The organism is Cryptocyanus atlanticus LEGE 06306 (assembly GCF_056633155.1).
In genome coordinates this window covers 18,659-30,537 of record NZ_JBSJOZ010000013.1, presented here as the reverse complement: position 1 = coordinate 30,537, position 11,879 = coordinate 18,659, and the positions used below count along the sequence as shown (strand labels likewise).

9 protein-coding genes and 1 pseudogene are annotated in these 11,879 nt (G+C 69.6%); 5 read left to right on the top strand and 5 right to left on the bottom strand.

The features are described from left to right. Positions 1-17: 17 nt before the first annotated feature. The gene (locus ACWJI7_RS12215) at positions 18-2,045 is read left to right on the top strand and encodes a ribonuclease J (RefSeq protein WP_479938243.1); all 2,028 of its coding nucleotides are present in this window, start codon (positions 18-20) and stop codon (positions 2,043-2,045) included. 46 nt (positions 2,046-2,091) lie between these two features. Here the strand turns inward: ACWJI7_RS12215 and ACWJI7_RS12210 are convergent, their stop codons facing one another. Both ACWJI7_RS12210 and tilS read right to left on the bottom strand, forming a co-directional pair. Next, positions 2,092-2,604: a hypothetical protein gene (locus ACWJI7_RS12210; protein ID WP_479938241.1), complete on the bottom strand. Its 513-nt coding sequence runs from the start codon at positions 2,602-2,604 to the stop codon at positions 2,092-2,094. Next, entirely contained in the window at positions 2,601-3,689 is a 1,089-nt protein-coding gene (gene tilS, locus ACWJI7_RS12205) for a tRNA lysidine(34) synthetase TilS (RefSeq protein ID WP_479938240.1), read from the bottom strand. Before tilS ends, ACWJI7_RS12210 begins: the two co-directional genes overlap by 4 nt. A gap of 15 nt (positions 3,690-3,704) precedes the next feature. Between tilS and ACWJI7_RS12200 the strand changes: the two genes are divergently transcribed. The 3 genes from ACWJI7_RS12200 (at position 3,705) to uvrB (ending at position 7,048) form a co-directional block, all read left to right on the top strand. Continuing rightward, the gene (locus ACWJI7_RS12200) at positions 3,705-4,499 is read left to right on the top strand and encodes a DUF561 domain-containing protein (protein WP_479938239.1); all 795 of its coding nucleotides are present in this window, start codon (positions 3,705-3,707) and stop codon (positions 4,497-4,499) included. 43 nt (positions 4,500-4,542) lie between these two features. Then, positions 4,543-4,968: a phage holin family protein gene (locus tag ACWJI7_RS12195; protein ID WP_479938238.1), complete on the top strand. Its 426-nt coding sequence runs from the start codon at positions 4,543-4,545 to the stop codon at positions 4,966-4,968. Between the two features lie 73 nt (positions 4,969-5,041). Continuing rightward, complete coding sequence (gene uvrB, locus ACWJI7_RS12190; protein ID WP_479938237.1) at positions 5,042-7,048, top strand: excinuclease ABC subunit UvrB; 2,007 nt, start codon at positions 5,042-5,044, stop codon at positions 7,046-7,048. A gap of 17 nt (positions 7,049-7,065) precedes the next feature. Here the strand turns inward: uvrB and ACWJI7_RS12185 are convergent, their stop codons facing one another. The 3 genes from ACWJI7_RS12185 to holA are packed head-to-tail and all read right to left on the bottom strand — an operon-like array spanning position 7,066 to position 11,234. After that, positions 7,066-8,406 (bottom strand): sugar transferase, encoded by a 1,341-nt coding sequence (locus tag ACWJI7_RS12185; protein WP_479938236.1) that lies wholly within the window; start codon positions 8,404-8,406, stop codon positions 7,066-7,068. Beyond that, on the bottom strand, positions 8,407-10,230 hold the full coding sequence (locus ACWJI7_RS12180; protein WP_479938234.1) for an aspartate kinase: 1,824 nt from the start codon (positions 10,228-10,230) through the stop codon (positions 8,407-8,409). Between the two features lie 35 nt (positions 10,231-10,265). After that, positions 10,266-11,234: a DNA polymerase III subunit delta gene (holA, locus tag ACWJI7_RS12175; RefSeq protein ID WP_479938233.1), complete on the bottom strand. Its 969-nt coding sequence runs from the start codon at positions 11,232-11,234 to the stop codon at positions 10,266-10,268. An 11-nt stretch (positions 11,235-11,245) separates the two neighbouring features. Here holA and ACWJI7_RS12170 point away from each other — a divergent pair. Then, positions 11,246-11,833 (top strand): annotated as a pseudogene (locus ACWJI7_RS12170) (precorrin-8X methylmutase); the annotation flags it as partial. Positions 11,834-11,879 lie beyond the last annotated feature (46 nt).

Below are 11,879 nucleotides of genomic sequence, written 5' to 3'. Positions count from 1 at the left end.
CTGTCCCCACCACCACCATGACAACAAGCACCAACGGATCAGCCTCCGCCAACGGCCAGCAACCCGCCCTGCGGGTCATCCCCCTCGGCGGGCTCCATGAAATCGGCAAGAACACCTGCGTATTCGAGTACGGCGACGAGCTGATGCTCGTGGACGCCGGCCTGGCCTTCCCCAGCGACGGCATGCACGGCGTCAATGTGGTGCTGCCCGACACCAGCTACCTGCGCGAGAACCAGAAGCGCATCCGCGGCATGATCGTGACCCACGGCCACGAGGATCACATCGGTGGCATCCCTCACCATCTCAAGAATTTCACGATTCCGGTGATCTATGGCCCGCGACTGGCCATGTCGATGCTCCAGGGGAAAATGGAGGAAGCGGCGGTCACCGATCGCACCATCATCCAGACCGTGAGCCCGCGGGACGTGGTGAAAGTGGGTCAGCACTTCCAGGTGGAGTTCATCCGCAACACCCACTCGATTGCCGACAGCTTCAGCTTGGCGATCACCACGCCGGTGGGCGTGATTGTCTTCACCGGGGACTTCAAGTTCGATCACACCCCGGTGGATGGTGAATACTTCGACATCCAGCGGATGGCCCAATACGGCGAGCAGGGTGTGCTCTGCCTGTTCAGCGATTCCACCAACGCCGAACTGCCCGGCTCCACGCTCCCGGAGCGTGCCGTGTTCCCCAACCTCGACCGCAACTTCGCCAAGGCCGAGGGCCGGGTGATCGTCACCACCTTCGCCAGCTCGGTGCACCGGGTTTCGATGATTCTCGAGCTGGCGATGAAGCACGGCCGCAAGGTCGGCCTGCTCGGTCGCTCCATGCTCAACGTGATCGCCAAGGCACGGGAACTGGGCTACATCCGCTGCCCCGATGAACTGTTCGTGCCGATCAAGCAGATCCGGGACCTGCCCGATCGGGAAACCCTGCTGCTGATGACCGGCAGCCAGGGTGAGGAGCTGGCGGCGCTGAGCCGCATCTCCCGCGGCGAGCACCCCCAGGTGCAGGTCAAGTCCAGTGACACGATCATTTTCTCGGCCAGCCCGATTCCGGGCAACACGATTTCCGTGGTGAACACGATCGACCGGCTGATGATGCTGGGCGCCAAGGTCGTCTACGGCAAGGGGGAGGGCATCCATGTGTCCGGCCACGGCTCCCAGGAAGACCACAAACTGATGCTGGCGCTCACCCGGCCCAAGTACTTCGTGCCGGTCCACGGGGAGCACCGCATGCTGGTGGCCCACTCCAAGACCGCCCAGTCGATGGGTGTGCCCGCCGATCACATGCTGATCATCGACAACGGTGACGTGGTGGAGCTCACCCCCAATTCGATCCGTAAGGGTGATCCGGTCAAGGCCGGTATCGAGCTGCTCGACGCCTCCCGCAATGGCATCGTCGACAACCGGGTGCTCAAGGAGCGCCAGCAGCTGGCCGAGGACGGGGTCATCACCCTCCTCACCGTGATCAGCACCGATGGGGTGATGGCCGCGCCGCCACGGGTGAACCTGCGGGGTGTGGTCACCACCGCCGATGCCCGCAAGCTCTCGATCTGGGCCGAACGGGAGATCGGCTGGGTGCTCGAGAACCGCTGGAACCAGCTCAGCCGCAACACCGGTGGCACCGCCCCCGAGGTGGACTGGGTGGGAGTGCAGCGGGAGATCGAGGTCGGTCTGCAGCGCCGGCTGCGCCGGGAACTCCAGGTGGAGCCCCTGATCATCTGTCTGGTCCAGCCGGCGCCGGCCGGCACCCCGGCCTACAAGGGCCGGGCCGATGCCGAGCCCGACAGCCGGCCCGCCTCCCGCGGAGGTCGGCATGGTGGCCGCGAGGCCGTGGTGCGCGACGTGGGCCGCTCCCACCCCGCCAAGGCCGCCACGCCCCAGCGGACCCTGGCCACCGCCGTGAAGGTGGCGGCACCGGCCGCGGCGGCGGAGACGCCCGTCCAGGCCGTGGCGGCCAGCGGGTCCACACCGGCCCGGCGGGACGAGCCCGAGATGCCGGCCAACCGCACCCGTCGCCGTCGCTCCACGGCCGCCGGCTGAGCCCCCCACCGCCCCCCGCCGCCATGCTGCTGCGGGTGGTGCCGGTTCAGCCGAGCACCACCCGCAGCAGGCCCTTGGCCAGCTGCGCATCCTCGTGGGTGCCGGGCGATGGGATGGGCTCCGGAGCCGGTGTGGCGGTCGCGTTCGGGATCACCTCGACCCGCACCGGCGTCACATCCTCCGAACCCGGCTGAGGCGAACCGTCGGCGGAGCCGGAGATCCATGGCATGGCCGGGGTCGCCTCCGCAGGGGAGGCGGGCTCCAGGGCCTGACGACACAGGGAGAGGCCTTCAGCCGCCAGATCCCGGTAGGTGGGTTCACTCGTGCTTTCCAGCACCTGGCTGTAGAGGGGAGCGGCCTTGGCCGGCTGTTGCAGGCCGTGGAACAGGCTGTGGGCCATCACCAGCTTCAGGCGCAGCGTCCTGGGGTCGTCCGGCCGCAGCCCTCCGTCCCCCAGCAACGCTTCCGCCCGCTCGAGGGTCTCGACGAACCGGCTCTGGCCGTAGGCCAGTTCCACCTCGCGGTAGGCCTGGTCGAAGGCGCTGAAGGCACTGGTCATGGCGTGGACTGTCCCGGCGGTGGTGGGGGCATGGCGGCGGCGTCCGGGCCGGTGTCTCGAGGGCTGGCCGCGGCGCCTAGGGGCACAAGCCGCAGCGTCGTCCGGTCCCAGCTGAGACGCCATCCATCGGCGAGATCCAGGCTGCCAGGGCCCTGGCCGGCACGCAAGCGATGGCGCAGCCCGCTCAGCTGTGCGGCGGCCGGTCCTGACCCGGTGGCCTCCTGCAGCCAGTGTCTCAGGGCGCTCTCCTGGAGGCGGGCGGAGAGGGCCTGCAGGTCAGGCCGCCGCAGCGCGCAGGGGAGATCCGGATCCCGCAGCCGGGCCACGGCCAGGGCCAGCAGCTCTGCCCGCAGATCCTGCTCGCGCTCCAGGCGTCCGGCCAGGGCGCTGATCCGCAGGGCGGCTCCCGGATGCAAGGCCTCGAGGACGGGCAGCACCTCCCGGCGGAGCCGGTTGCGGCTGAAGCGACGATCTTCGTTGGAGGGATCCCGCCAGACGGGCAGGCCGCGCTCCGCGCAGAACCGGCCCGTGTCCTGGCGGGTCAGCCCGAGCAGGGGACGGATGAGGTGGAGGCTCCCATGGCCGGGCTCCCCCCGGGGGGGCTCCAGCCGGCGACGGCGGCGCAGGCTGGCGAGGCCGGCCAGATGGGTGCCGCGGGCCAGATTCAGCAGCAGGGTTTCGGCCCGATCGCTGCCGGTGTGTCCGGTGAGCACATGCCGGCAGTCGAGGCGGAGCGCCCAGCGGCCCAGGCCCTCGTAGCGCCAGCGCCGGGCCGCGGCCTCGGATTCTGGTGTCGGGGAGGCGGTCTCCACCCGGATCGGCAGCCCCTGACCCTCGGCCCAGTGGACCAGATCCCTAGCCTGGGCCGCGGCCTCCGGCCGCCAGCGGTGGTCGCCGTGCCAGAGCTGTAGATCCCAGCCATGCAGGCGCCGCAGATCGAGCAGCAATCCGGTGAGCGCCATCGAATCCTGGCCGCCCGACACCGCCAGCAGCAGACGGGAGTCCCGGGGCAGCAGTTCGGGTTCGGCCAGCAGCTCCCGATGCAGCCGGTCCTGCAGGGGACCCCATGGGAGAATCGCCTTCATCCGCCCGCTTCGCCGATGTCGCGCCTCACCAGCCTGCCCGTTCCCCTGCGTGAGGCGTTGCGCTCGCGGCGGCTGCTGAAGGTGATCGCCGGTCTCACCAACCACGAGGCGTCCTCGGTGGAGCGGATCAGCCGGGCCGCGGCCGCCGGCGGAGCCGACCTGATCGACGTGGCCTGTGATCCCTCCCTGGTGCGGTTGGCCGTCGCCGCCTCCGCCCTGCCGATCTGTGTCTCGGCCGTGGATCCGGACCTGTTCCCCGCGGCGGTGGCGGCCGGGGCCACCATGGTGGAGATCGGCAATTTCGACGCCTTCTATCCGCTCGGGCGCCGCTTCGGTGCCGAGGAGGTCCTGGCGCTCACCCGGCGCACCCGCCAGCTCCTTCCCGAACTGGCCCTCTCGGTCACGGTGCCCCATGTGCTCCCGCTGGATCAGCAGGAGCAGCTGGCCATCGACCTGGTGGCCGCCGGCGCTGATCTCATCCAGACCGAGGGCGGCACCAGCTCCCGGCCCACCAGCCCGGGGGTGTTGGGCCTGATCGAAAAAGCCGCGCCGACGCTGGCGGCGGCCCATGCCATCAGCCGGGCTGTGCCGGTGCCGGTGCTGTGCGCCTCGGGCCTGTCCTCCGTCACCCTGCCCCTGGCCATCGCAGCCGGAGCCCGGGGTGTCGGTGTGGGTTCGGCGGTGAATCGCCTCAAGGACCCCCTGGCGATGGTGGCAGTGGTCCGTGGCCTGCGCGCCGCCCTCGGCAACACCACCTCGCCCTCCCCCGGCTCTGGCGCTGTGACAGTCCGGAAGGACGCGCTTGGCTGAACCGGAGACCCTGCTTAGGGTGTCTCCGATACGCATCCGCTCCATGGGACCGTTCGTCTGGCTGTTGCAGTGGCCAATCCGGGCCCTCGTCCTCCTGATCGTGGCGGCCCTTCCACTGGGTGTGGAACTGGAGAACTTCGGCACAGCCCTCCTCTCCGCCGTGGTGATCGGCCTGCTGGGCACGCTGCTGATCCTTCCCCTGAAGGCCCTGCTGGCCCTGCCCTGGGCGATCACCAGCCTCGGCGGCCTTGTCACGCCGATCAGCGGCCTCTACAACTGGGTGATCACGATTGTGCTCTTCGCCCTGGCGGCCTGGCTGATCCCCGGGTTCCGGCTGAAGAACGGGTTGATCAGCGCCATCCTGGGGGCCGTCGTGTACAGCGTGATCAGCACCCTGATCCTCGGCTGGCTGGGCCTGGATCTGGGCTTCACCCGCGCCGCCCTTCCCGCAGCGGCCGGACTCTCCTGAGCCCTCGTGGCCCAAGGGGGCTCCTTAGGATCAAGGTCGACGATCCGCCAGGCAGCGCCTGGTGATGCCGGGCATGCCCCGTTTTCAGCTTGAGGCTCCCTACGAACCGAAGGGGGATCAACCCACGGCGATCGAGTCCCTGGTGCGTGGCGTGGAGGCAGGGGATCGCTACCAGACCCTGCTCGGGGCCACGGGCACCGGCAAAACCTTCTCGATCGCCAATGTGATCGCCCGCACCGGCCGACCGGCCCTCGTGCTCGCCCACAACAAGACCCTGGCGGCCCAGCTCTGCAACGAACTGCGGGAGTTCTTCCCGCATAACGCCGTTGAATACTTCATCTCCTATTACGACTATTACCAGCCCGAGGCCTACGTTCCGGTTTCGGACACTTACATCGCCAAGACCGCGTCGATCAACGAAGAGATCGACATGCTGCGCCATTCCGCTACGCGCTCCCTGTTCGAGCGGCGCGATGTGATCGTGGTGGCCTCGATCAGTTGCATCTACGGTCTGGGGATTCCATCGGAATATCTCAAGGCGGCGGTTCCCTTCACGGTGGGGCAGCGGCTCGATCTGCGCGGTTCCCTGCGCGAACTGGTCAACAACCAGTACTCCCGCAACGACATGGAGGTGAGCCGCGGTCGCTTCCGCGTCAAGGGCGATGTGCTGGAGATCGGACCCGCCTACGAGGATCGGCTGGTGCGCATCGAGCTGTTTGGCGATGACGTGGAGGCGATCCGCTATGTGGACCCCACCACCGGCGAGATCCTGCAGAGCCTCGAGACGATCAACATCTATCCGGCCAAGCACTTCGTCACCCCCAAGGACCGGCTCGAAACGGCCATTGCCGCCATCCGCACCGAGCTCAGCGACCGGCTGGAGGTGCTGAACGGCCAGGGCCGTCTGCTGGAGGCCCAACGGCTCGAGCAGCGCACCACCTACGACCTCGAGATGCTGCGGGAGGTCGGGTACTGCAATGGCGTCGAGAACTACGCCCGGCATCTGGCCGGCCGGCCGGCCGGCACTCCGCCGGAATGCCTGATCGATTACTTCCCCGACGACTGGCTGCTCGTGGTGGACGAGAGCCATGTCACCTGCTCCCAGCTCCATGCCATGTACAACGGCGACCAGTCCCGCAAGCAGGTGCTCATCGAGCATGGCTTCCGGCTGCCCAGCGCCGCCGACAACCGTCCGCTCAAGGCCGAGGAGTTCTGGGAGAAGGCCCGCCAGACCATCTTCGTCTCGGCCACTCCGGGGGCCTGGGAACTGGACCAGAGCCGGGGCCAGGTGGCCGAGCAGGTGATCCGCCCCACCGGTGTGCTCGATCCGGTGGTGGAGGTGCGACCCAGCGAAGGCCAGGTGGACGATCTGCTCGGTGAAATCCGTTTGCGGGCCGAGCGCCAGGAGCGCTGTCTGATCACCACCTTGACCAAGCGGATGGCGGAGGATCTCACCGACTACCTGGCCGAGAATGGGGTGCGGGTGCGCTACCTCCACTCCGAGATCCATTCGATCGAGCGGATCGAGATCATCCAGGATCTGCGCAACGGCGCCTTCGACGCCCTGGTGGGCGTCAACCTGCTGCGGGAAGGCCTGGATCTGCCCGAAGTGTCCCTGGTGGCGATTCTCGATGCCGACAAGGAGGGATTCCTGCGGGCGGAACGCTCCCTGGTCCAGACGATCGGCCGGGCCGCCCGTCACATCAGCGGCGTGGCGCTTCTCTATGCCGATAACCTCACCGATTCCATGGCGAGGGCCATCTCCGAAACCGAGCGACGGCGAGGGATCCAACACGCCTACAACCTGCGCCACGGCATCACGCCCACACCGGCCGGCAAACGGGCCGGCAATGCCATTCTCGCCTTTCTGGAGGTGTCCCGTCGCCTCAGCGATGATCAGCTGGAATCGGCCCTGGAGCAGGCTCAGCATAACGACGTGCCCCTGGAATCGCTGCCCGAACTGATCAATCAGCTGGAGGATCGGATGAAGCGGGCCGCCAGCGATCTGGACTTCGAGGAGGCCGCCAATCTGCGCGACCGCATCAAGCGGCTGCGCCAGAAACTGGTGCGCAGCACCTAGTCCCATTTCCCCGACCGCTAGCGCCCGGTGGCCTTCAGCACGATCTTGATCGTTTTGACCAGGATCAGCAGATCCAGCCAGATGCTGCTGTTGCGCAGATAGAAGAGGTCGTAGCTCAGCTTCAGCTCGGCATCTTCCACGGTGGAGCTGTAGGGCATGTTGACCTGGGCCCAGCCACTCAGACCGGGCCGGATCCAGTGCCGCAAGCGGTAGTTGGGGATCGCCCGCTCGAGTTCCTCCTCCAGTTCCGGCCGCTCCGGCCGCGGGCCAATCAGGCTCATCTCGCCCCGCAGCACGTTCAGCAGCTGGGGTAGCTCATCGATCCGGGTGCGCCGCAGCCAGCGCCCCACGGACGTGATGCGCGGATCGTGCGGATCCGACCAGATCGCCTCGCCCGCCTCCGCCTGGGGCACCATCGTGCGCAGTTTGATCACCTCGAAGCCATGGCCCAGCAGCCCCGTGCGGCGCTGGCGGTAGAGGATCGCACCCCCGTCCTGGAGGCGGATCATCAGGGCCGCCAGCAGCAGCACCGGGCTGCTGAGCAGCAGCAGCAGCAGGCTGCTCATCACATCGGCATAGCGCTTGAGCTGCCGTTCGAAGCCGGCGGGCCGGCCCTCGATCCGATCGGAGAACAGCAGCCATTGATCCCCCACCCAGCGGGGCGGGATGCGCTGCAGTTCCTGTTCGGCGACCTGGACCAGCGAGGTGATCGGCAGGCCTTCGGCCACCACCGTGGCGCAGTAGCGCAGCACATCCGGCTGGCTGAGCACCCCGTGGCTGAGGGCAATCCCGCTGATCGACATCGGGGCACCTTCAGCGCTCTGCTGGTCGCCATAGGGCCCCTGCAGGCTGAAGCCGTTGATGGTCGGGGCGCTTGGACCCCCGAGCCTCTCCCATTCCCGTCGGACCTCCTCGCGTTCGTCGGGTAGCGCCACGATCTGCCAGATATCCTGCTGCTGGGCCCTTGCCAGGGGCCAGAGGAGCAAACGGACACCCCCGCTCCAGAGCGCCGCCAGGGAGAACAGCGGCAGCAGGCTGCCCCGGTGCAGCAGGGTGAGCTCGGGGGAGGCCCGCAGCAGCCAGCCGAGCAGCGCCCCGGCGGTGACCGAGGCCAGGCTGGTGATCCCCAACCGCGTCACCAGCTGCACCCAGCGAAGCCGCGAGGCCTTGAGCAGAGTGTAGGAGCCGAACAGCCAGCCCAGACTCAGATAGGCCGCCACCAGCACCAGCAGCAGCCCGATCTGTCGGCCGATCAGGGCCGAGCGGCTGCCATCGATCCCGATGGCCAGCAGGCACACCCCCAGGGCATCCAGACCCGCCGCCAGCACCAACCAGCGTCGGTGACGCAGCCAGGGCACCTAGGAGAGGGCCTCCGCGGGGCTGTCCCCGTGGACCCGATGCAGGGCCGGCCCGCCCAGGCCGAAGCAGGCATGCACCGCCCGTAGCGCGCGGACCCCGTCGGCCTCCGCCACCACACAGCTGGTGCGGATCTCACTGGTGGCGATCATCTCGATGTTCACCTCCGCTTCGGCCAGAGCCCGGAACATTCGTGCCGCCGTTCCGGGGGTGCAGGGCATCCCCGCCCCCACGGCGCTGACCCGGGCGATGGGACTGCCCTGCTCGAAGCGAGCCTCGGGCCAGGCGAGGAGCAGGGGTTGGAGGGCGGCCCGGGCCCGGTCCAGGTCCTCGCGCCCCAGGGTGAAGCTCATGTCCCGACTCCGGCCGCTGCTGGTGCTGCCGGTTCGCTCCGACTGCACGATCGTGTCCAGGCTGATGCCGGCGTCGGCCAGGGCCCGGCAGACGGCCGCCGCCGTGCCTGGCCGGTCGGGCACCTGCCGCACCGCCACCTGGGCCTGGTGACGGTCCAGGGCGACCCCTCGGACGGCGGGATCGTCCTGGCTGCAGGGCAGCGGGTTCTGGCGGAGCTGGTGGTCCTGTAGTTCGAACACCTCGGCGGCGGCCCGCAGGGCCCGGGCGCCCTGGCCGCCTTCCACCAGGCAGCTCACTTTCACCTCGCTGGTGGCGATCATGCGCAGATTGATGCCCGACCGGGCCAGGGTGTCGAACAGCCGGGCGGCGATGCCGGGGCGGCCCATGATCCCGGCCCCGGAGATGCTCAGCTTGGCCAGCCCGGCCTCGGAGGCCAGGGCGTTGCCCTCCACCTCCAGATCCCGCAGCAGTCCGAGGCAGACCTGGCGGGCCGCCGGCAGTTCCGCCTCGGCCAGGGTGAAGGCGATGTCGTTGCTGGTGCCCTCGTGGGTGGACTGCACGATCAGGTCCACGTTCAGGTCGGCCCCGGAGAGAGCCTCAAACAGCAGGGCGGCGATCCCGGGTCGATCGGGCACCCGCGTGAAGGCCAGCACCGCCTGCCGCTCCTCCAGCTCCGCCCCGTCCACCGGTTTGCCCAGCTCCAGCCCGCCGCTGCCGATGCGGCGCTGGCTGCCGCTGGTCAGGCAGGTGCCGGGCGCATCGCTCCAGCTGGAGCGCACCACCAGCGGCACCCCGTAGTTGCGGGCGATCTCCACTGCCCTGGGATGCAGCACCGCGGCGCCCAGGCTGGCCAGCTCCAGCATCTCGTTGCAGCTCACCTCCACCATCAGCTGGGCATCGGCCACCAGCCGCGGATCGGTGCTCAGCACGCCGGGGACATCGGTGTAAATCTCGCAGGCGTCCGCCCCCACGGCCGCCGCCAGGGCCACCGCCGACGTGTCGGAGCCGCCGCGCCCCAGGGTGGTGATCTCGGGAGTGCCGCCGCTACCGCTGCTGGTGCCCTGGAATCCGGCCACCACCACCACCTGTCCGTCGTTGAGCAGGTTCAGGAGCCGGTCAGTGCGCACCTCCAGGATGCGGGCCCGGCCATGGGCCGATTCGGTGACGATGCCGACCTGGGCCCCGGTCATCGAGACGGCCGGCACCCCGATCCCGTGCAGGGCCATCGCCAGCAGGGCGATCGACACCTGCTCGCCGGTCGCCAGCAGCATGTCCATCTCCCGCTGGGGGGGGGCGCCGCAGACGGCCCGGGCCAGGGCCGTGAGTTCATCGGTGGAGTGCCCCATCGCCGACACCACCACCACCAGGTCGTGACCCTCCTCCCGGCTGGCGGCGATTCGCCGGGCCACGGCCTGGATGCGCGCGACGCTGCCGACGGAGGAGCCCCCGAACTTCTGAACCAGCAGGGCCATCCCGGTCGGCGCGTGTGCGCGGTGTGCTGCGCCGATTATCGGCCGGTGGCCAGCAGCAGCCCATCACGGAAGGCCGCACCAGCCTCGCTCCCCCGTTTCAGGGCGGCTTCGACCTCCAGCACCTGGCCCAGCAGCTGCAGCAGGCGCCGGGGCGGGCGGCCGCGGATCTGGCGGCGCATCACGTAGATCCGCTTCGGATTGCCGATGCCGGCCGCGCGCGCGATCACGGCCACGTCCTGTTCTCCTGAGGCCTCCAGCAGGCTCACCCAGAGCCAGCCCCTGACCTGGCCCGCCAGGGTCGCCACCAGCCGCAGGGCGGGCTCTCCCGCCTGCAGCAGCTCATCCACCAGGGCGATCGCCTGCTCCGGGCGTCCCTCCAGCAGCGCATCCCCCACCGCCAGGCTGGTGGTGCTGTGGCCTCCCACCAGGCTGGCCACGGCGGTGGCGTCGATCGGCCGGTCGCCCCGGTAGAGGGCGAGCTTCTCCAGCTCACTGGCCAGTCGGGTGCTGTCACTGCCGATCGCTTCGGCGAGGGCGGTTGCGGCGGCGGACTCCAGTGTCACCCCCAGGGCATGGGCGGTGCGGGTCACCAGCTCCACCTGCCCGGCACCATCCCAGACGGCGGGCAGTGCGAAACAGCGCTCCTCGGCCCGTTGCCGCAGGGTTTTCGTCGTCCGCAGCCTGGCGTCCGGTTTCCCCGCACTCACCAGCACCAGATGACTCTGCTCCGGGATCAGGTCCACGCTCTTCTCCAGCTGTCCGGCCAGCTCGGCCGGACAGGAGCCGCCGAAGGGGCTGCGCTGCAGCACCACGACCCGTTCGCCGCCTCCGAGCGGCGGGGTGCGGGCCTCCGAGAGGGCCCCGGAGGCTTGGACCGGGTCGCTGCCGTCGAGTCGGCTGAGGTTGATGCTGTGCCAGGCCGGATCCACCACCCGGGCGATCAGCTCCTCCACCGCCCGGCTGCGGGCGGCCTCGTCCTCCCCCCAGTAGAGATGGATCGGCATCGGGGCAGGCCGTGGATCATCCGATCTTCACCGAAAGCGTGCGGCGCATCCGTCAGGGGCTCGGTCCCACCGGCCGGGATCCGCTCGAGCAGGAGGTGCTGGAGCGGCTGGTGCACAGCAGCGGTGACCTCAGCATCGCCCCGGATCTGCACGTCAGCCCCGAGGCCTGCCGGCTGGGGATGGCGGCGCTGGCCGGCGGTGCGGTGATCCTCACTGACACGGCGATGGCGGCGGCCGCGGTGTCTCCGATGGCCCGTCGCACCTTCGGCAATCCGGTCCGCAGCGTGCTCGAGTGGGCCCCGGACGTGCCCCCCCGGGGGGGCACCCGCACCGCGGCGGGGATGGATGGGGCCCTGGCGGATTGCCCCGGGGCTGTGGTGCTGATCGGTAGCGCCCCCACCGCCCTGCTGCGGCTGCTGGAGCTGCCCGGGCGGCCCGCCCTGGTGATCGGCATGCCGGTGGGGTTCGTGGGGGTGGCCGAGAGCAAGCAACGGCTGGCCGCCAGTGGCCTGACCCAGATCCGGCTGGATGGGAGCAAGGGGGGGGCGGGTCTGGCGGGGGCAGCCTGCAACGCCCTGCTGCGCCGGGCCTGGCTGGATCATTCCCAGCCCCGACCCCAGCCCGAGCCTCCTGCCGGACCCGACG

Bases quoted from the DNA above. Each gene is read 5' to 3' on its own strand.
- ACWJI7_RS12215 (WP_479938243.1), top strand. From the start codon at position 18: ATGACAACAAGCACCAACGGATCAGCCTCCGCCAACGGCCAGCAACCC.
- ACWJI7_RS12210 (WP_479938241.1), bottom strand. From the start codon at position 2,604: ATGACCAGTGCCTTCAGCGCCTTCGACCAGGCCTACCGCGAGGTGGAA.
- tilS (WP_479938240.1), bottom strand. From the start codon at position 3,689: ATGAAGGCGATTCTCCCATGGGGTCCCCTGCAGGACCGGCTGCATCGG.
- ACWJI7_RS12200 (WP_479938239.1), top strand. From the start codon at position 3,705: ATGTCGCGCCTCACCAGCCTGCCCGTTCCCCTGCGTGAGGCGTTGCGC.
- ACWJI7_RS12195 (WP_479938238.1), top strand. From the start codon at position 4,543: ATGGGACCGTTCGTCTGGCTGTTGCAGTGGCCAATCCGGGCCCTCGTC.
- uvrB (WP_479938237.1), top strand. From the start codon at position 5,042: ATGCCCCGTTTTCAGCTTGAGGCTCCCTACGAACCGAAGGGGGATCAA.
- ACWJI7_RS12180 (WP_479938234.1), bottom strand. From the start codon at position 10,230: ATGGCCCTGCTGGTTCAGAAGTTCGGGGGCTCCTCCGTCGGCAGCGTC.
- holA (WP_479938233.1), bottom strand. From the start codon at position 11,234: ATGCCGATCCATCTCTACTGGGGGGAGGACGAGGCCGCCCGCAGCCGG.